Genomic DNA, 19999 nt, shown 5'->3' on the forward strand with positions numbered 1-19999 from the left:
AAAACTGAGTTCATTTTATCTGTTTAGCGCGTTTTACTTATCTGCAGACAGAGCTCGCGGGTCGCCTGAGTCGGATCATCCGCCGCGCAGATCGCCGAAACCACCGCTACCCCATGCGCGCCCGCTGCGAAGATTGAACGGAGATTCCCCGCATACACCCCGCCGATGGCCACCAGCTTATGGCGGGAGATCGTCCGGATCGCGCGGATCCCCGCAAGGCCCAGGGGCGGCTGCAGATCTGTTTTGGTGGCGGTCGAAAAGACCGGACTGATCCCCAGGTAGGCAACGTCCAGCTGTTCCGCGGCCAGGGCATCGGCCACCGATTCCACCGACAGGCCGATAATCGCGGTCGGTCCCAGCAGCTCGCGCGCCATGGCGTAGGGCATGTCACGCTGGCCGATATGCACGCCGTCCGCGCCGAGCGCCAGGGCGATATCGACCCGGTCGTTGATCAGGAGCGGCACCGCGCAGGGCTTCAGCTCGGCCAGCAGCGCACGGCCCAACTCCAGAAAGTCGCGGGTCGAACAGTCCTTCTCGCGCAACTGAACGAGACTGACCCCGCCGGCGACGGCACCGCGTACGATCTCGACCAGCTCGCGCCCGCGCGCGAGGCCGCGATCGGTCACCAGGTGCAGATCCAGTTTGAACTCTTGCATGAGGTCGCCTAGCGCAGAACCTGCTTGATCTGCTGTTCATTAAGATTGAACAGACTGTCGATAAAATTCATCTGCAGCGAGGCCGGACCCGCCGCCGTTTCGGCCGCAAGTTCACCGCAGATCCCCATCACCGCCATGGCATGACTTGCCGCCGCCAGCATATCCGAATTGATCGCGGCAAAGGCACCGACCAGCGCCGTCGCCGTACAACCCAGGCCGGTGACCCTGGGCATCAGCGCGTGACCGTTGTTGACGTAATGTTGGGTCGCCCCGTTCGTCACCAGATCGGTTTCGCCACTCACCACCACCACGCAGCCATACTCCCTGGCCAGTCTCGCCGCCGCAGAATCTGCCGTGCGCCCTGCGGCCGAACTGTCGACCCCCCTGGTTTTGATGTTCGAATCGAGCAGCGCCAAAATCTCAGAGGCGTTCCCGCGGATAATCGTCGGCGCGGTTTTTTGCAGCAGCTCCAGGCAGGTGCGGGTCCGATAACTGGTGGCTCCGGCACCGACCGGATCGAAAATAATCGGAATCCCTTTTTTGGCGGCGGCCTGCATCGCCAGCTCCATCGCCGCAATCCATTCGCGGCTGAGCGTACCGATATTGATCACCAGCGCCGAGGCGATGCCGACCATCTCCTCGACCTCTTCCGCCGCGTGCGCCATCACCGGTGAAGCGCCGATCGCCAGCAAGGCGTTGGCGGTATTGTTCATCACCACATAGTTGGTGATGTTGTGTACCAGCGGTGCAGCGACCCGCAGTTTTTGGACATCATTCCAGATGCTCTTTGCGTTCATATCTTATCTCCAGGTATTTCGCTTGAAAGGAAATGGGCATATTACTGAGGTTATCAGGAGGAACAACCGCGTGGACCTGTTCCTCCTGGCTGGTATCGAACCCCGACTCTATTGAATCCCTGATCAGCGTCCGGCCGCGCGACAATGCTCCAGATAGAGCTGCTGATGGCCCTTGATAATCTCTGGGATCTGCAGATCGTAGGGGCAACGGTCGATGCAGATGCCACAGGCGTTACAGTTGGCGACGCTCTCCATCGGCCCCTGGCAGAAGTCGACCGCCACCGCCGGCGACATGCGGTTCACCACGATCTTGTAACCCATCGCCGGGGTGATCAAAACCCCGTTCGGGCAGGGCAAACAATATTCGCAGCGACGGCAGAAGCGTTTGCCCAGCTCCTGGCGATAGTCCTCCATCAGGTCCAGGTCCGCGGCCTCGACCTGATTGGGTGCCGCGTAAAAATCGACGACCTCGTCAACCTGGGCGGTTGACTCGAAACCCGGTATCGGAATGCAGGTCGGGTACTGGCGCAAAAACTTGAAGGCGACCGCGGCGTTATCGATGGCCCCGCCGCCGAAGGGCTTCATGGCGATGAAGCCCATCCCCAGCTGCTCGGCCAGGGGGATAAGTTCAAGAGCGGCGCCCTCTTCGATGAAGTTGAAGGGGAACTGAATGGTGCTGAACAGCCCGGTACGCACCAGCTTAATCGCCATCGGCAGGCTGTGCGAGGTCACCCCCAGGTAGCGGATCTTCCCGGCGTCGCGCGCGCGGATGATCTCTTCCAGGGCCCCGCCGGGTGCGCTCACCGCCTGCCAGTCTTTTTCCTGGGCAATCTGATGCAGCTGGTAAAGATCAATATAATCGGTACCCAGCATCTGCAGGCTGCGCTCCAGATGCTCACGCACCCCCTTGGCATCGCGCAGCAGGCTCTTGCTGGCAATCACGATCTTGTCACGCTCTCCCTTCAGCGCGCGGCCGATCTTCTCCTCGCTGTCACGGTAGGCATTGGCGGTATCGAAAAAGTTGATCCCCCGCTCCAGGGCATGGCGCAACACAGCAGTTGCCTGCTGTTGCTCCAGTCGAATAATCGGAATGGCGCCGAAGCCGATCTCGGACACCTGTAGTTCGGTTTTCCCCAGTTGTTTCATCTGCATGGCTATCACCCCTGTTTTTTTTTGCAACGCGAATAATCATTTAAACCTACAACAAATCAACCCCTGCATCTTAACTTTATCGCCGCCAGAATTCACCCCCGGCCGCATAAAAATATCCGGGGATAACAACAACCATTCCGGGAATAGCGCTCGCCCGCCGCGTCTTATATACTGAACGGAGCTAAGCGAATTTATTTTTAAAAGGATAAAGAGGTGCGAAGGAGGTAAAAGACATGAATGAATTTGATCCTGCTGCCTATAAAAAGATGGTCAAATCATACCAGGATAGAGACGATCCCACGGGTTGGTTTAACAGCATCTACACCGATGCGCAGGGGGATCATCGCGCGGTTTTCTGGGCGGATCTTGAACCCAACCCCTATCTATTAGCCTGGTTAAAGGAAAGTGAGGTTAAACATTCAGGCCGCAGGGCCATTGTTGTCGGATGCGGGGTTGGCGATGATGCTGAGGCCCTGAGTGCAGCAGGATACCAGGTGACCGCGTTCGATATTTCACCTGAAGCCATACGTCTTTGCCAAAAGCGTTATCCGGACTCCAGCGTCACCTACCTGGTCGCAGATCTTTTTGATTACCCGGCGCCATGGGCTGAAAGTTTTGCGCTGGTTTACGAATGTAACACCATTCAAGTTTTGCCCGGCAAGTACCGCATTCAGGCACGGGATGCCATGGTCTCACTCCTCGCACCGCAGGGATATCTGCTTGTCTCATGCAGAAGCCGCCTCAAGGGGAAACAGGAAGATGACATCCCCCTGCCGCTGGATAAAGAGGAGATAGACGGCTTTATCCGCTGTGGCCTTAAGGAAGAGAGTTTTGAAGCATACGATGATACCCAGACACCCCCGGTGCCGCATTTTTTTGCAACCTATAAGAAATAACGGCCATTGTACCCATCCGAGTTGCCGGATGGTCTCTGACTAGTGATTTTCCCGGGTTCGCTTCTGGTAGGTCTTCTCGCTGTTGTACCCGTGTTCGCCGAAGGGTTGCAGGGTCTCAAGCCAGTGCAGCTCGAGTGCGGCGAGGGACTGCTCGGCATCTTCATCTGGCGCAGGCTTATCCAGCACCGCGAGCACGGAAAACTCAAATGCATCTTTCCCGAGTTCATCGAGATCCTCTTGCAGCTCGCGGCTGAAGGGGACCGACCCCATGCGCAGCTGAAATAGTCGGCTGTTCCGCTCACCCTCCAGGTTACGACTGCTGGCGATATATATTTTGCCATTGGCCAGGTTGCGGATCTGGAATACGCCCATATCTGGCGCATCCTGCTTGTATGTCCTTTTGATCGCGCTGCGTGCTGACTTCTCCATCTGCTCTGACTCTTTTCTGTTTGGAACCGGCAACACGGGGATTGCCGTTGTGGGGTTAGTTGAAAGTTCACGCCAATAGGTCGCCCCTTCCCGCCGAATCAAGCCTTCATCGACCAAAAGTCTGCGGATCAGGCAGTAGTCATCGAACAGGGGTAAAATCAACTCCGTCACCTGCTGCTCGTTGTAGCGACTATCCAGCGCAAACCTTGCGACAAACTGCTCGAGCACGATGAGCCGTTTTTTGTGTTGCGCCGGTAACTTTTCAAGCCTGCCGTTGTGAAAGAAGGTTTTCAAAACCTTCGCCTGATACACATTCATCCGGCTGTCCTGCAACTCCCGGCTCAGTGGATGCGCCGCGACGATCTCGCGCAAGGTCGTATCGAAGATCTCTTTATTGGCGCTGAAAACCACGTAATACTGTTCCTTCTGACTGCTGACAAGCTTGGCTTTTTCAAGCTTACGCAGATGGAACGAAATCGTAGACGCTGCCAGCGCGTGCCGGGTTGCCAACTCTTCGACATACTGGGAGCGCTCCAGAAGAGAATTGATGATTGCCAGCCGCGACGGATCAGCCAGCGCCTTCATGATGGTTATGCTCTCCTCGAATTTCATCTGCCGCCTCCTGATTCGATATCTGTCGAATTAAAATATTCGACCATATGGTTATTTGTCAATATGTTTTTATACATATCGAATCATAATCCATATCCACGAGAAACATTTCTACGGCGCAGATCACCATAAATATGACGGGATTTGATAAGGGTGATTTTTCAACCATCTAATTTCACTGGGACTTATCTTGGCGGCTTGCTTGACAGGAATATCTTGAATACTCAATAGTGTTCGTGGATTTACATGTTGAAATTATAATATGCAGCGGAGGGCTGCCGTGCCTTAAGGGGATGGCGAGCATGGGCCGTCTGCAGCTGACGGGCCGGCTTTTTGTGTTTCTGATATCCAAAGCGCCAGCCCCCTTCCCCACCCGATCCACCGATCTTCACCCAGGAGATTAATGATGAGCCCAACCGAAGATCAAACCAAAGGCAAAAAATTGCTGCAAGAAGTCGCCCTGCGCTACGCCAGCCAGCACGGCCTGCGACCCGACCGCATCGAATGGGATGACCTGGGCTACGAAAGCGGCATGAAGATCATCACCGCCGAGCATACGGTGCGGGTGATCTTCTCGCCGGACGAGATCGCATTCTATTCTGCCGAGGGTTTGGTTGACAAAGAAGCAAAGCTCAAGATTCGCAACGCCTTTGCCAGCCTGTCGATGTGACCATGATGCCTGCCGAACGTACACCCATAGAAACCTGCCGCGCGGCGCTGACTGCCAACGGCTTTGAGGTTTTTGTCGCCAAAGATCCTGCCGAGGCGCGACAGATCTTCTTTACGCGGATTCTGCCTAATGTGAAGGCCGACCTGGTCTCCTGGGCAGATTCCCTGACCATGGAAGCCACCGGGGTGCTCGACGCGCTGCTGGCCGACCCGGCGATCAACATGATCAAAACCTTCGATCCCACAGCCGAGCGCGGCGAGATCATGGAGCGGCGGCGGCAGGCGCTATTGGTCGATCTGTTTCTCACCGGCAGCAACGCCGTGACCGAGTGCGGCAAGCTGGTCAACCTCGATATGATCGGCAACCGCACCGGGGGCATCTCGTTCGGGCCAAAAAAGGTGGTGCTGTTCATCGGTCAAAACAAGATTGTGCCCGATCTGCAAAAAGCCATGGAACGGATCAAAAATCACGCCGCACCCCTCAACGCCAAACGCCACAATATGTCCACCCCCTGTGCCAAGACCGGCCGCTGTCATGATTGCAGCTCGCCGCAGCGGATCTGTAATACCTGGGCGATTGTCGATAAGTGTTACCCGAAAGGGCGGATCAAGGTGGTGTTGATTGAGCAGGATTTGGGGATTTAGAAAATAATTGAGTGAGGTGTCCCCGGAATTCGGGAAGTGTCCCTAATTGTTTTCCTGGGAAACCAATCGTTTTCAGGAGAAAAGATTCCGCCTGCCTCTGCGGCCAACAAACGGTTGTCAGGCTTGATTTCGCGGCAAGCTATTGAATATTGCTATAAAGCATTATGAGCATGTTTTGTGCTGGTCCGTTCTTTGTGTATTGAAAGGTGTAGTCCCCATAGAAGTCTGAATAAGCTGAATATCCTATTTGGGAACTGTAAGGGGTCACGCCGCAATGCCCTAATATCAGGGGAAAAGAGATAGGAAGTTGATGGTAAAATCTGGATGCCACGCCCGAATCGAGCCCGTATGTCCCCTCTGGAAGATCCCGGAACGTATAGCGTGCAACTTGTGCCTTCCCTATGAGGGTCCACGAGGGTGGGTCTTGGCCAATATAGTGCTCTTTGGGGATGGCAAACGTATTCATCTCCGGAGATTCGGAATATGCTTGATGCGTTGTCTCATTGACCAAAGTGACAGCCAGCTGAGAATCTGGTAAGGAATCGATTCCGCAGAGAGTTGGTCGCCCAGAAACCGCCGCCGGATCGACATAGAACCGCAGGGTGATTGGCTTGGCCTCCTCGAAAAGGGAAAGGGAGAAAACCAGGTCATCCGCAGCCTGGAGTTCCGGTGACTGCTGATAGGAGGTGGTTGCCTTGGCATACTTCAGGCCCTCTCCCGTGTAATAAGAGACTTTGTCGCATTGCTGCCAGCAATATCCCGACGCGCACTCCGTATGGCAATATTTTGCAGTGTAGCTATGAAGGGTCATCGCCGGATACACGGACCAGTTCTTTTTGACCCAATCCTCGTCGGCAAAGATATTGTAACCCTCCTGGTATGTCGGGTCCGAGAATTCGTCCTCGATTTTATTCCTGTCCCTATCGGAGTCGCCGATGAATCTCCGTTCGTCGATCGCAAGGTTTTTCTCGACAAGATCGAGGAAGAGCTTGGACTGGGCGGTGAAGCGCTTGTCCTGATCGTCGAGAATGCGTTTGAAGTCTTGGTTGTCATTATTCAAATGCTTGCGTTCAGCCAGCAAATTGAGCGCCATGTTTTGCAGGGTCCCCCAGTACGCCATAAACTCTGACATTTTTTGGTAATATTTTTCACTATCATCTCCCTGGTTGCGAAAATGCTCATCCGCCAACTCCAGAAGAGACTTTTGAAAACCTGTGCCAACGAGGCTGTTGTTAATGTCTATCAGGTCGCTCGCCGGGTCATGTTGAAAGTCATTCAGCAGAAAATTCTTTCGTTTTGCAATGTAATTGGTGTAATCCGACCCTTGCAAAGTCGTTGCATAATGAAAACTACTATCCCAGTCCTGTAAATACCCGAGTCCTTTATTCAGACTGGATGCCCTGTCATCGAAATCTGCGTCCTGAATGTCATTTTTCAGGTCATTCGCCAGCCTAGCGTACTGGCTCTCGAGCTGAGCAAGTTCATTCATGACTTTATTGTATTGCCCGTTCGCATTGCCCCCAACGCCCTCCAGCACCCATCCCGCAAGTTGCCCGCCTGTGTAGCTGAGCGCTCCTTGGGCCAGCGCCTTGCCGATGAATTCCGACACCTCCGAAGAGCCCCCGACTACGGACTCGCCATAGGACGAACACTGCTTGATCATGCATGAGTCGAAATTTGCCGGATCGTCCACGTAGCTGGCAATCCGGTGCAAATAGGCATCGACCCCGCCCTGCTCGGCTGCCTTGGCAAGGAGAACATCCGGCGGCAGGGGCGTCTTGAAGTAATAGAGATCATTTGGGCTCATTGAGTCAGGGATATCCAGCAGCGTTTTCACATTGGAGATACATTGCGCGGCTGAAGTCCCCGGATGATCCAGCTCGCAGTAGGCGATGATCGTTGAGAGAGGCCCCACATGGAAAATACCTGGCGAAACCCAATCAGATTGCTGTGTCGCGTAGTAGAGCTTCCCCTCGAAGGCTTTGCCCGTCCCAGCGAACGTACCTCCGGCCACCTCGATGATGATTTGTTTGTCGGCCCCCACCAAAGCGCTTTTGGCCAGTGGAAATCGGAACGCACCATTGACATTCGTAGCGTTTTCATGCGTCTCGAGAGGCCGCATATCCTGGGCATAAAAGGTGACGTCAGCCCCTTGTATGGGTTCACCGAAAGAGGCGGTGCCATCCACGAAAACTGGGGCACTGCCATTTCCACACCCGGCAATCGCCAGGAAACAGGTGAGCGCAAACAACAAGGCAAAAAAACGACAGAAGTTTTTCATCATGTCTCCTCCGAGATCGTCATACCATCAACCGAACTCTCCTGGATGGGCGGCATTATCAGATAGGTAAAGAGGGGGGCACAGCACACAAGGGCCGTCACGATATCGATTCTAATCTGCCATATCGAATCGACCGTTGATTGATTCAGAGACAATGGGGCCAATACCTCCCCGATGAATACACCTTACTGGTTAACCCTGACAATTTCCTTACCGACAGCGGCTGGTACTAAAATTTTCAAGAACGTACCTTTTGCTTCCCCCAATAAAAAGCCTCCTCTCGCCGGGAAAGGAGGCTTTCGATGGTCTACGCCCTGGGCTTATTTCGGCCTCAGTGTATGGCATAGAGGGAACCGTCCAGCGAGCCGACATAGATGGTGCCATCGGCGCCGATCGCCGGCGAGGTGTTTACCGAGTGCCCAAACCCAATAGTGTAGAGCCATCTGAGACTGCCGTCAGGGTTGAGCGCGTAGAGACTGCCGTCGTTCGAGCCGAAGTAGATGGTGCCGTCGGCACCTACCGCCGGAGAAGACTGCACTGCATTCCCTGTGGCGTAGCTCCATTTCAGGGTGCCGTCGGGGTTGAGCGCGTAGAGACTGTAATCCTCCGAGCCGAAATAGATGGTGCCGTCGGCGCCGATCGCCGGAGAAGAGTACACTCCATTCCCTATGGAGTAGCGCCACTTTAGGCTGCCATCGGGGTTGAGTGCGTAGAGGTAGCCATCATTCGAACCGATGTAGATGGTACCATCGACGCCGATCGCCGGTGACGTGCCTACCCAGTCTCCTGTCGCGTAGCGCCACTTGAGGCTGCCGTCGGGGTTGAGTGCGTAGAGATAGTGGTTTCCCGTGCCAACGTAGATGGTGCCGTCAGCGCTGATCGCAGGAGCGTTGTTTACCGCACCCCCCATGGGGTAGCGCCACTTTTCGGTCCCGTCGGGGCTGATCGCGTAGAGACCGTTGCTCAAAGAGCCGACGTAGATGGTGCCGTCGGCACCGATCGCCGGCGAGGAGTATACCGGGCCCCCCATGGGGTAGCGCCACTTGAGGGTGCCGGTGGGGTTGAGCGCTAAGAGACTATTGTCATACGACCCGACGTAGACGGTTCCGTCGGAACCGATCGCCGGCGAGGAGGTTATCCAGATTCCGACGGTGGAGCTCCACTTGAAGCTGCCCTCGGAGTTGAGCGCGTAGAAGTTGCCGTCGCGCGACCCGACGTAGACGGTGCCGTCGGCACCAATCGCAGGAGAGGAGGTTATCCAGGACCCCGTGAGATAGCTCCACTTGAGGGTGCCAGTGGTCGTGCTGGTATCGACGCTGCTGAGCCCGGTGCCTTGGAGACCTCGGTGAAAGCGCGGCCAGGGGGCGGCGCTTCCCACCGATACCGCGCTTGTCCCCGTGACGGTTGTCAGGCCGTCGCTGACCGCCACGGAGACGTTATATTCGCCCGGAATGCCGGGCGAGGCCCATAGGGCGCTGTTGCCGGTGGCAATGCTGTCGATGCCGCCTATCATCCATGTGTAGCTCAGCGGGTCGCCGTTGGGATCATAGGCGCTGCATGACAGGTTGGCCCAGGTCAAGACCGGCTGCGGGAAAATGCTCATGGTCTCAATGGTGGGGACCATGTCGCCTTCGGTGCTGACGAACAGGCGGCCCGAAACGCTCGTGCCGTTGCTGTCGGTCACAGTGACGGTCACGGTGCCGCTGGCGCCGTAGGTCGGTGGGGCGGAGATGGAGACCGTGTCCGTGCCGGCGCCGCCGGTAACGGCCCAACCCGCCGGGACCGTCCAGGCGTAAGTCAGAGTAAGGCCCTCGGCGCTGGAGGCGTCGACCAGGGCAGTCAGGGCGCCACCGGGGGCTGCCGGGGTGCCATCCACGGCCATATTTTGGATGACCGGCCCCACGGGTCCGGCGGGTCCCGTCTCCCCGTTGCACACGTAGTTGACCTGGGCCACCTCGGCCGGATCGAGAACGCCGTTGCTGTTGCCGTCGAGGCCGCTTGCGATCTTCTGCCCCCCAAAGGCGCAGTTCGCTCCGGCAGGCTCGCTCGAGGTGGCGACCAGAGAGGTCAACCCGTCGGCCCCTGTCGCGCCGGTGGCGCCAGTTGAGCCGTTGCACACGTAGCGGACCTGGGTAACCTCGGCCGGATCGAGAACGCCGCTGCCGTTGCTGTCGAGGCCGCTGGCAATCTTCTGCCCCCCATAGGCGCAGTTCGCCCCGGCAGGCTCGCTCGAGGTGGCGACCAGAGAGGTCAGACCGTCAGTGCCTGTCGCGCCGGTGGCACCGTTGGCGCCAGTTGAGCCATTACACACGTAGTTGACCTGGGTAACCTCGGCCGGGTCGAGAACGCCGTTGCCGTTGCCGTCGAGGCCGCTGGCAATCTTCTGACCGCCGCTGACGCAGTTCGCCCCGGCGGCCTCGCTTTTGGTGGCGACCAGCGCGTTCGATCCGTCGGCCCCCGTGGCTCCAGCGGCCCCAACATCACCACTTCCACAACCTCCGACAAGCAGCGACAACGCCACGGCCGTCAACAGAAAGCCTACCCGCGACCATTTTCCAGTCCGAAATTCCCTTGCCATCCTATTGCCTCCAATTCTGCTAGTTTGCTCGGCCCGGCCGTTTAGTGTAAAAAGCGGAAGCTACTATCGGCGCCAGCGGACCTGGCACTTGCTCGGCATTGCACCAGCCAAGTTGGCGCACTCTACCGTACGATCCTGTCAATTTCCTTACAGGGACGAGAGAACCCGAGGGTAAATATAGTGAAAAAATAGAAACCCACATCGTCTCAACGGGAACGTTGCCATTCGAACGATGGGCATCCGGGAGAGCGGAAAGACGAAAAGTGAGCTTGTTTTCAGGGAGTTGGCTCGACTTTGATCGCTGTAATCAGTTCGGCGATCTCGTCGGTGGAGTAACCCTCGTTATGGAGTTCGTCGGTTAACTGCCTGAGGACTTTTTTGGCAAGAACAGCGGACCGTTGTCCCTGAAGCCTGTAGAGAAGTGCATAAAGAAGGTCGTTAAGGGGGGCGTAAGACAATGCTTTTTCCGCAACCCGGATCGCCTGGGGCAAACGACCAGAGTCGGCCAACAGGCCGCTCCAGGCGATGGTCAGTTCCACCATCGCCCCGGTGAGTTTATCCCGGAAGGCACGGATCTGATTCTCGCCGCAGACGCCGGGCGCGAACTCGCCCCGCCACAGCGAATCGGCCAGCGTAAAGGCGTTGCCGGCCTGCCAGTGCTCCTGCAACCTGAAATGGCGCAGGCCGAGACTGACAGCATCCAGGAAACCGACAGCGTCGATCCGGCAGTGGGCCAGCCAGAGCATCCCTTTTTCCCTTCGGATGTAGAGATGCGCCGTATCCTCCTTCAGGGCGTCGGCAAAAGTCTTGCGCAAGCGCGAAACCAGCGTATCGAGTTTGACCTTGACGGTGTCAGGGGGACTGTCCGGCCAGAAGTGGTACTGAATGGTTTCCTGGGGTAATTTAAATGCGGGCGCCGCCAACAACAGGCTCAATAGCTCGCGCTGCTGCGGCGTCAGATCCTGGGCTTGGATCAGAAGGGTGCCGCGACACAGTATGCTGAGATCTCCCAGGGTTCGAATGTCGAGGCGGGGAATGGCGCGGCCGTCGTCCTGCAGGTCCAGGCCGAGGCGGTCGGCGGCGAGGGCCCGGGCGTAATCGGGTTCGATCCCGTGCGTCACGGCATACGCTAGAGTGCGCTGCATGGTTTCTGGAACCCAGGCCCAGAAATTCCGGTAGCCATTGCGACGCATCAACCCCAGGCCGAGTTCGAGATCGCGCCCGGCCTGCTCATGCGCTCCGGTCTCAAGGTAAGCCGCAGCCCGGTGCAGGAGACCGCAGGCTTCGAGAGACCCGCTCGGCATTTGCCGGGCAAGGCCAATCCCTTCACCGAACAGCTCAATCGCGTCTTTTCGGCGGTTGCAGTGAACGTGGGTCAAACCCACCACCAGGTTGTTTACACAGAGGAAATACGGCCCGCCGGAGATCTTCCGCAAGCGCGCCGACTCCTCAGCCGCCGCCAGGGCCTTTTCGGGCTGATGCCCCAAGGCCAAAGCCAGGGCTTTGAACTGCAGGATCTGACTGCGAAAATGGGGGCTGAGTAACGGATGCTTGGTCAGGGCCTGGTCGGCGAGGGCCAGGACGTCCTCGGCATCCCCCCGATGAATGGCGATATTCATCTCCAGTACGTGACAGAAAGGACCAGCGACAGACTGAGAAAACAAGGTAGAACCAACCGCCTCCACAAGCTGATTTTTCTGGTCGAAGTAGTTGCCGAAATCGCCCTCGTGGAAGAGGAAATCAAAAAGCATCAACCGAATGACGAGGCCGTTGAAGGTTCCGACCTCGGGCCGATGTACATAGGTTTCGGCCTCCTCCAGATACGGCCTGGCAGCGGCATAATGTCCTGCCAATATCTGGATGTACCCCATGACCATGAGAAGAGCCGCCTCGAAATTGACCATCCCCTCCTTTCGGGCCAGGTTCAGAGCCGTAGAGGCAAACTTGCCGGCCTCTGACATATCCCCCAAGAAAATGCCGTACCCCATGGCCAGACTGCGGGCGATGAGAACGGTCATGGAGGGGGGCAGAATTTCGGTGGCCTGGGAAAAAAGCCGTTCCGCGCGGATGAGCCTATCCGCCCCATCCCGGTAGTCCCCGGTGGTTGTGATGTGGATAGAGATGATATGGGCCAGGCAGAGCAGTTCGCCCACCAGATCTTCTCTTCCGGAAAAGACGGCCAATGCCTGATCGAGGAGCGGCAGAGCCCGCACGGGCGCCAGGTCCAAATTGGCCAGGGCCAGAAAAAAAGAGGACCAGGGCTGCCTCTGCAGACACTCCTCAGGAATCTTCTCCAGAAACGCGGCGAGGGTAGCTGTCCGATTGATCTCCAGAAACGACATTCCGTGTTCGGCCAGAACGAATTCGACGGCGTCATAGGCCTCGGCCCTCTGCAAATAACGCAATGCCTGCGCTGGGTCTTTCTGGCGGGCACAAAACTCTCCGGCCCGGCGAGACATTTCATGGACGGCCTCCGGACCGAGTTCCGTCAGCGCCTTCTCGTACAGAGATTGCCGAAAAAGCTGGTGCAGAACGAATATTCTCCCCTCCGGGTCGAGCCGGCGGACAAAAAGGTTGCGCCGCGCGAGATCGTCAAGGTCTGCGCCGATCTGCGATTCAGCGGTAAGTTCGATCGCAAGATCAACCGGAATCTCATCGAGCAGGGAGAGGACAAGAAGCGATCGGTGCAGTCGCGGTTCCAGAAAGCTGAAAATCTCCCTGCGAAAGTAGCGCAGGATCACCTGACCATCGGCTTCCTCGTGATCGACCAGAGCGGGAAGAGCAGCCGTACCTTTCTGCTGCTTGATCTGCAACCCGAGCAACAGGACCCCCATAAACCACCCGTCCGTGGTCCGGGCGATCTCACGGATGGCATCCTGCGAAAGATCAAGACCGAGGACCTGGTGGAACAGGTCGGTGGTTTCGCTCTCGTCCAGCACCAGATGCCGGTTGCCGAGACGCAGCATGCCCCGCTTGCGGGCGATCGACCGCAAGTTGTTCAGCGGCAGGGGTTCGCGCGAGGAGAGGATGAAATGGAGCTTGGGGGGTGCCGTTTCGAGCAGACGATTCAGAACAAACAGGCTGGATTCCCAGGAGATCAACTCATGCAGATCGTCAAAAACGATGTACAGGTCCTCGTCCAGGCAGGAGTTGAGATCATTCAGCAACAGGCTGATCCGATTTTCCAGATCGAAGATGGTAAAATCATTTTCCGTCAGGGCCCGGACGGTTGCGGCTGAGGGGCAGTCCGGCAGCAGCCTGTTGACACAGGCCAGAATGGCCTGGAGAAAAAGGACCGGATCGGCATCTTCGGGGCCGACCTGGTACCAGACCGAAGCGATCTCGGTGCGATTGAGAAATTGCTTGATGACGGTGGTCTTGCCCTGGCCGGCCTGGGCCTCGACGAGGATGACCGGCAGCCGCCGGGCACTCTGGTGCAATAGATGGTCGACCACCCGTTCCCGGTAAAGAAACTGCGGGGTATCGACCTGGGGGGGATAAAACTTGTCAGCCTTGATTTGCGATCTGAATTCCGCCGTTTGACGCATAATCGATCCTGTATGCAGAGGGGCCGGCATACAAAGGGGACATTAGTTGAGAAATCCACCTATTCCATCAGTTGTTGGTAGGAATTTGCTTTTGCGGGATGCGTGCCTACAGCGCGCCGCCCCCCCTCCTGCCCTGCTGCCGCCGGATTCGCTCTGAAACCCAGCAGTCTGCTTCATATATCCCATCCATCGCCAACCGTCAAACCCAAAACCCGGCAGGGAAGCGGTGATCGCAAGTTCCGGGGAGACCTCACTTAATTCGTATCCGAATTTATTGCACCTCTACAATTTGATGGTAGCCCCCTCGACTTCACCATCCCCGATTTATCTCGGTTTACTTATGTGGGGCCAGGTTTTGAAATTACGCAGCAGTGTCGCAGCTTCCAGTCAACCTGCCTGAGAGACAAGGCTGAGGACCGACCAGCCCTCTACCGGAGCCACAGTCTCACCGACGCTGAAGACGTGGATCCGCTCGCGCTCGTCGATAGCGAACAGCGGGATGAGACCCTCGCCGTGGGTCGTTTGCAGCTCGGCCATTCCGAAGGATTCGGTCAGGTTGGTTATTTTGATCGCGGCGCCCGCAGCCAGGGCCGACTGCAGCGACTCGTAGGTTACCTTGGTACCGAACAGGCTTTTCCCGCGCCGCAATGCAGAAACCTGCTGTGAATTGGTGCCACCGTTGCTCGGCTTGGACTGCAGGGTGTAGACGTTGTTCTTTCCAAGCTCCATGCGGTAATGGAGTGCGGCTGCCAGGTTGACGCTGTCGTGCGGAGACAGCGCCAGCATGCGGCCGATGCCGATCAGGTCGAGATGGCGATCGGCATGCTCAGACACCGGGTTGCCCAGGTAAGTCGGCAGCCCGCCCATTTTGGCTTTCGCTATTTTTTCCCAACTGTCATCGACGAGCTGGACCCGCAACCCCGCCGTGAGCAAGGCTTTGGCAATGGCCCGCGCCACCTCGTTGGCACCGATGATCAAAAAGCCCTTAGGTTCAGGTTCGGCGACTCCTAACCAGAGCGCCACCAGCCGTGCAGTGGTGCTCTGCAGCAGGACCGTACCGATGATCACCATGAAGGTCAGCGGCACCAGGGCTTTGGCGCTTTCTAAACCGTGATTGACGAGCTGCATGGCAAAGAGCGCGGAAATGGCGGCGGCGATAATACCGCGCGGCGCGATCCAGGCCAGCAGGTGCCGTTCCGGCCACTTCAGCGCGGAACCGTAGGTGGAGATAAGCACGTTGAGGGGGCGGGCGAGGAACTGGATCGCCAGGAACACCCAAAGCGCCGACCAACCGAGTTCCACAAACGAGGTCATTTCCAGTCGCGCCGCGAGCATGATGAAGAGCACGGAGATCAGCAGGATGCTGAGGTTCTCCTTGAAATCGAGTATATCCTCGGTGTCGACCCCCTTCATGTTGGCCAGCCAGATGCCCATCACCGTGACGGTGACCAGGCCGGCCTCATCCTGCAGAGCGTTGGACAAAGCGAAGCTGCCGATAACCAGCGCCAGGGTCGAGAGGTTGTGCAGGAACTCCGGCAGCCAGTGGCGGCGCAGCAACAGGCCGAACAGGTAGCCTCCGCCGGAACCGATGATCGCCCCCACGGCAACGATCTCGGCGAAGGTCAGCATGGTGTGGCCGAGGGCGCCCCGGCCGCCGCCGGAAATAATGAACTCGTAAACCAGAACGGCGAGCGAGGCGCCGATCGGGTCGATGACAATACCTTCCCAGCGCAGAATGTTCGACACCGCCGCCGTCGGTCTGACGGTGCGCAGCATCGGCACGATTACGGTCGGACCAGTCACCACAGTGATCGCACCAAACAGGAACGCGACCTGCCAGGAGAGGTCAAGGGCAAAACGCGTCACCAGGGCCGTGATCATCCAGGTGACCAGCATGCCGATGGAGACCATGTTGCGCACGACTTGCTGCAGGCCTCGAATCTCGCTGAACTTAAGTGTCAGACTGCCTTCAAAGAGGATAATCGCAACCGAGAGCGAAATGAACGGGAAGAACAGGTCACCGAACAGCTCCTGCGGTTTGAAGATATCGAGTATCGGTCCTGAGAGGATGCCGACCAGCAACAGAAAGATGATCGCCGGCAGCTTGACCCGCCAGGCAAGCCACTGGCATAGGGCGCAGACCGCCAGCAGGATCGCGATCGCGGGCAGGATATGTCCGACCATATAAACGACTCCGTATCGTCAGCTTGGCTTTGCGATGATAATTATAAGCATATTTCTGCTTTTATGTACGTTGACTTCGAATCTGGCATTTCGGGGGTAACTTTGGGATTCTTCCCAATTTCCTTCAATTGAGTCACCTCAATGTAGTCCTGTTGCCATTGGTGATAAACTATACCCTGATAAACAATAATCATTCAGAGTAAGGAGGTCTTATGCGCTACAACAGACTTGGCAACACCGGACTGTTTATTTCGGAACTCTGCTTCGGCACCATGACCTTTGGCGGTGGCGAGGGGATCTGGGGGATGATCGGTGACCTGCAGCAGAAGGAGGCCGAACGGCTGATCGCCCAGGCCCTGGAAGGGGGCATCAACTTCATCGACACCGCTGATGTCTACGCGGGGGGCGTCGCCGAACAGATCACCGGGCAGGCCCTGAAAAATCTCGGCGTCAAACGCGATGAGGTAGTGATCGCGACCAAGGTCTTCAGCCAGATGGGGGCCGGCCCCAATTCCCGCGGTGCGTCCCGCGCTCATATTCTCGACGGCATCAAGGCCAGCCTCAAGCGGCTGCAGCTCGACTACGTCGATCTCTACCAGATTCACGGCTTCGACCCCGCGACGCCGATGGAAGAGACCGTACGCGCGCTGGAATCTCTGGTGTCACAGGGGCTGGTGCGTTATGTCGGGGTCTCCAACTGGAGTGCCTGGCAGATCATGAAAGGGCTGGGGATCGCCGACCGCCTCGGCTTCTCCCGGTTTGCCTCCCTGCAAGCCTACTACAGCATCGCCGGTCGCGACCTGGAACGGGAGATTGTACCGCTGCTCGAGAGCGAAGGGCTGGGGCTGATGGTCTGGAGTCCCCTGGCTGGCGGTCTGCTCAGCGGCAAGTACGGGCGGGACCTCAGCGGTGAAGAAGGGAGCCGACGGGTGATCTTCGACTTTCCGCCGGTGGACCTCGAGCGAGCCTGGGGGGTGGTCGACTGCATGCGCCCCATGGCCGAGGCGCGTGGCTGCTCGGTGGCGCGCATCGCCCTGGCCTGGCTGCTACATCAGCCCCGGGTGACCAGCGTCATCATCGGCGCCAAACGTCCCGATCAGCTGACGGACAACCTGGCCGCGGTGGAGATCGCGCTGTCCACGGACGAACTGGCGACCCTCGACGAGGTCAGCCGCCTGCCGCAGGAATACCCTGCCTGGATGCTGGAGCGACAGGGGGAGGTACGCATGACGCAGCTGAAGGACGCGAAACACTGAGCCGGGCTGCGCAAAAAACACGACTTGTTCCCTTCTTTCCGTGGCATGGCATCAAGCACCTTGAACTTGCAACTCGAAGAATGTGAGCATAGGTTCAATCAAAGAGGTCGGGATTTGAGTCGCTGGATCCTTGATGTTTTGCGAAATCAACCCCTAGACCGGTCATGATCCTTAACTAAAATTCTGGTGAGATTTCAATGGGTATTGCCGCCGATATTGTCATAATTGTTCTCGCTGCCTTTGGTGGAGGTTTGCTGGCGCACGCCCTGCGGCAGCCTTTGATTCTGGGCTATATCCTTGCCGGAGTTTTGATTGGCCCCTTCACCGGTGGTGTCACGGTTTCTGATGTCCATGACATCGAAAAGTTGGCCGAAATCGGTGTTGCCCTGCTTTTATTCGCGCTCGGGCTTGAATTCTCTCTCAAGGAGTTACGGCCGGTCAGGTTTATTGCGCTCATCGGGGCACCAATCCAGATCCTGCTGACAATCGGGTTTGGATACCTGATCGGACTTTCTCTTGGCTGGGCCCCGGTTGCGTCTTTATGGCTAGGTGGGCTGGTTTCGCTGTCGAGTACCATGGTGATCCTGAAGACCCTTATGAACCAGGGGATGATGGGTACCTTATCGAGCAGGGTGATGGTCGGGATCCTGATTGTGCAGGATCTGGCTGTGGTGCCGCTGATGATTCTATTGCCGCAGATATCGGATCCTAAGGCGGGCCTGCCGGTATTGGGGATGGCTTTACTTAAAGGGGCTGTCTTTCTTGCGGTGATGCTGTTTGTCGGGTCGCGGATTCTGCCCTGGCTGCTGCGGCGGATTGCACGTTGGAATTCGCGCGAGCTTTTTGTCCTTTCAATTACCGCTATCGGTCTGGGAGTCGGCTATGCCACTTATCAGATCGGCCTCTCCTTCGCCCTGGGCGCTTTTGTTGCCGGTATGGTGTTAAGCGAATCCGATTACGGGCACCAGGCTCTCAGCGACATCATCCCGTTGCGCGACCTGTTCAGTCTGCTCTTTTTTACTTCGGTTGGGATGCTGCTCGATCCAGCATTTCTGTTTCACAACTGGGTCGGAGTTTTACAGCTGGTGTTGATGATCTCTCTCGGTAAGGGATTGATTCTGGCACTCACAACCAGAAGTTTCGGTTATGGGAATGTGGTCCCGCTTGCCGTGGGGTTGGGGATGTTTCAGATCGGAGAATTCTCTTTTGTGCTGGGGCAGGTTGGATTTTCTGGCGGGTTTTTGAGCGGCGAGGAACACTCCTTTATTCTCTCTGCAACCATTCTCAGTATGTTGATGACGCCTCTGATCTCCAGCTTAACGGTGCCGCTCTATCGCCTGAAAACCCGCTATTTCAAAGCAGATTCCATCAAGACGGCTAATCTGCCACCCGAAGGATTACATGGGCATATTGTCATCGCCGGTGGGGGTCGGGTCGGTCAGCATATTGCGAAGCTTCTCACCCAGGTCGAAGTCTCATTTATCATCATTGAGATGAATCATAATCGCCTCGAAGAATGCACAAAACTTGGATTTCCGGCAATTTATGGAGATGCAAGCCAGGAGATTGTTCTTGAAGCCGCAAATCTGGGCGAGGCCCAACAAGTACTGATTACCTTGCCGAATATTATTGCCACCGAAGCCATCGTACGTCAGGTCCACAGTCGATATCCCACGCTGAATATGGTGGTGCGGGCTGAAGGGGTTGAGCAGATGCGGGCGCTGTATGAAGACGGGGTCTACATGGTCATCCTCCCCGAGCTGGAAGCCGGCCTTGAAATCGCCCGTCAGGCGCTGTTGCATCTCAAGCTCCCGATCCCCACCATCCAGCGTTACACTGATGCCTTGCGCCGTGATCACTATCATCCAGATCATGAGATGGGCAAAGGCCATCTAGAAATCAGTCTGTTGAAAAATGCTCGTGATCATCTCGAGCTGAACTGGGAGCGATTGGATCAAGACAGCTTGATGGTCGGGCAGAGTATTCGAACCCTTGACATTCGGCGCACCACAGGGGTCTCGATCGTCGGCGTTTTACGTGAGGGGAGTTTCAGCCCGAATCCGCCGGCCGACTTTGTTTTTTCTGCAGGTGATTTGGTGGCGGTTCTTGGAAACAGCAGCCAATGTATAGAGATTAGTGCGCTGGCGTAACCTGGTCTTTTGAGGTCAGGGAAGAATGTGAACTTAGGGGACGTTGTTGATTTGTTGATTAACCCGGAACTTAGTTGACGAGGCAACAACCTCCCCCTCAACTACTGACAGGACAAGGGGCAGATTGAAAATGGCCGACCCTTTTC

At 57.0% G+C, this 19999-nt stretch carries 13 protein-coding genes; 5 read left to right on the forward strand and 8 right to left on the reverse strand.

All coding sequences use genetic code 11. The features are described 5' to 3' along the window. Positions 1–23: 23 nt before the first annotated feature. The 3 genes from thiE to D888_RS0117335 form a co-directional block, all read right to left on the reverse strand. Positions 24–656: a thiamine phosphate synthase gene (gene thiE / locus D888_RS0117325; protein WP_020677842.1), complete on the reverse strand. Its 633-nt coding sequence runs from the start codon at positions 654–656 to the stop codon at positions 24–26. An 8-nt stretch (positions 657–664) separates the two neighbouring features. Next, entirely contained in the window at positions 665–1453 is a 789-nt protein-coding gene (gene thiM, locus D888_RS0117330) for a hydroxyethylthiazole kinase (RefSeq protein WP_020677843.1), read from the reverse strand. A gap of 123 nt (positions 1454–1576) precedes the next feature. Beyond that, positions 1577–2605: an aldo/keto reductase gene (locus tag D888_RS0117335; RefSeq protein ID WP_020677844.1), complete on the reverse strand. Its 1029-nt coding sequence runs from the start codon at positions 2603–2605 to the stop codon at positions 1577–1579. 233 nt (positions 2606–2838) lie between these two features. Between D888_RS0117335 and D888_RS0117340 the strand changes: the two genes are divergently transcribed. Continuing rightward, positions 2839–3501, forward strand: a complete 663-nt coding sequence (locus D888_RS0117340) for a class I SAM-dependent methyltransferase (RefSeq protein ID WP_020677845.1) — start codon at positions 2839–2841, stop codon at positions 3499–3501. 39 nt (positions 3502–3540) lie between these two features. On the opposite strand, the gene D888_RS0117345 is transcribed toward D888_RS0117340, so the two are convergent. Further along, positions 3541–4542, reverse strand: a complete 1002-nt coding sequence (locus D888_RS0117345) for a metalloregulator ArsR/SmtB family transcription factor (RefSeq protein WP_020677846.1) — start codon at positions 4540–4542, stop codon at positions 3541–3543. 403 nt (positions 4543–4945) lie between these two features. On the opposite strand from D888_RS0117345, the gene D888_RS0117350 reads away from it, so the two are divergent. Both D888_RS0117350 and D888_RS0117355 read left to right on the forward strand, forming a co-directional pair. Further along, entirely contained in the window at positions 4946–5212 is a 267-nt protein-coding gene (locus tag D888_RS0117350; RefSeq protein WP_156827043.1) for a hypothetical protein, read from the forward strand. A 2-nt stretch (positions 5213–5214) separates the two neighbouring features. Next, positions 5215–5856 (forward strand): lactate utilization protein, encoded by a 642-nt coding sequence (locus D888_RS0117355; RefSeq protein WP_020677848.1) that lies wholly within the window; start codon positions 5215–5217, stop codon positions 5854–5856. Between the two features lie 139 nt (positions 5857–5995). On the opposite strand, the gene D888_RS0117360 is transcribed toward D888_RS0117355, so the two are convergent. The 4 genes from D888_RS0117360 to D888_RS0117375 all read right to left on the reverse strand — a co-directional run bounded on the left by D888_RS0117360 (position 5996) and on the right by D888_RS0117375 (position 16447). Beyond that, positions 5996–8140, reverse strand: coding sequence for a hypothetical protein (locus D888_RS0117360; protein WP_156827044.1), 2145 nt, complete (start codon positions 8138–8140; stop codon positions 5996–5998). A gap of 328 nt (positions 8141–8468) precedes the next feature. Further along, positions 8469–10715, reverse strand: a complete 2247-nt coding sequence (locus D888_RS24480; protein ID WP_020677850.1) for an outer membrane protein assembly factor BamB — start codon at positions 10713–10715, stop codon at positions 8469–8471. A gap of 275 nt (positions 10716–10990) precedes the next feature. Then, on the reverse strand, positions 10991–14263 hold the full coding sequence (locus D888_RS0117370; protein ID WP_020677851.1) for an AfsR/SARP family transcriptional regulator: 3273 nt from the start codon (positions 14261–14263) through the stop codon (positions 10991–10993). A gap of 387 nt (positions 14264–14650) precedes the next feature. Beyond that, positions 14651–16447 carry a cation:proton antiporter gene (locus D888_RS0117375; protein WP_020677852.1) on the reverse strand — a complete coding sequence of 599 codons (1797 nt, stop codon included), beginning with the start codon at positions 16445–16447 and terminating at the stop codon, positions 14651–14653. 212 nt (positions 16448–16659) lie between these two features. Here D888_RS0117375 and D888_RS0117380 point away from each other — a divergent pair, with 212 nt between their 5' ends. Continuing rightward, complete coding sequence (locus D888_RS0117380; protein ID WP_020677853.1) at positions 16660–17703, forward strand: aldo/keto reductase; 1044 nt, start codon at positions 16660–16662, stop codon at positions 17701–17703. A gap of 197 nt (positions 17704–17900) precedes the next feature. After that, the gene (locus D888_RS0117385; RefSeq protein ID WP_020677854.1) at positions 17901–19853 is read left to right on the forward strand and encodes a monovalent cation:proton antiporter family protein; all 1953 of its coding nucleotides are present in this window, start codon (positions 17901–17903) and stop codon (positions 19851–19853) included. Positions 19854–19999: the final 146 nt, after the last annotated feature.

It is taken from the genome of Geopsychrobacter electrodiphilus DSM 16401 (assembly GCF_000384395.1).
Classification (GTDB): domain Bacteria; phylum Desulfobacterota; class Desulfuromonadia; order Desulfuromonadales; family Geopsychrobacteraceae; genus Geopsychrobacter; species Geopsychrobacter electrodiphilus.

Coding starts and splice junctions, on each gene's coding strand:
- thiE (WP_020677842.1), bottom strand. CDS start 656: ATGCAAGAGTTCAAACTGGATCTGCACCTGGTGACCGATCGCGGCCTC.
- thiM (WP_020677843.1), bottom strand. CDS start 1,453: ATGAACGCAAAGAGCATCTGGAATGATGTCCAAAAACTGCGGGTCGCT.
- D888_RS0117335 (WP_020677844.1), bottom strand. CDS start 2,605: ATGCAGATGAAACAACTGGGGAAAACCGAACTACAGGTGTCCGAGATC.
- D888_RS0117340 (WP_020677845.1), top strand. CDS start 2,839: ATGAATGAATTTGATCCTGCTGCCTATAAAAAGATGGTCAAATCATAC.
- D888_RS0117345 (WP_020677846.1), bottom strand. CDS start 4,542: ATGAAATTCGAGGAGAGCATAACCATCATGAAGGCGCTGGCTGATCCG.
- D888_RS0117350 (WP_156827043.1), top strand. CDS start 4,946: ATGATGAGCCCAACCGAAGATCAAACCAAAGGCAAAAAATTGCTGCAA.
- D888_RS0117355 (WP_020677848.1), top strand. CDS start 5,215: ATGATGCCTGCCGAACGTACACCCATAGAAACCTGCCGCGCGGCGCTG.
- D888_RS0117360 (WP_156827044.1), bottom strand. CDS start 8,140: ATGATGAAAAACTTCTGTCGTTTTTTTGCCTTGTTGTTTGCGCTCACC.
- D888_RS24480 (WP_020677850.1), bottom strand. CDS start 10,715: ATGGCAAGGGAATTTCGGACTGGAAAATGGTCGCGGGTAGGCTTTCTG.
- D888_RS0117370 (WP_020677851.1), bottom strand. CDS start 14,263: ATGCGTCAAACGGCGGAATTCAGATCGCAAATCAAGGCTGACAAGTTT.
- D888_RS0117375 (WP_020677852.1), bottom strand. CDS start 16,447: ATGGTCGGACATATCCTGCCCGCGATCGCGATCCTGCTGGCGGTCTGC.
- D888_RS0117380 (WP_020677853.1), top strand. CDS start 16,660: ATGCGCTACAACAGACTTGGCAACACCGGACTGTTTATTTCGGAACTC.
- D888_RS0117385 (WP_020677854.1), top strand. CDS start 17,901: ATGGGTATTGCCGCCGATATTGTCATAATTGTTCTCGCTGCCTTTGGT.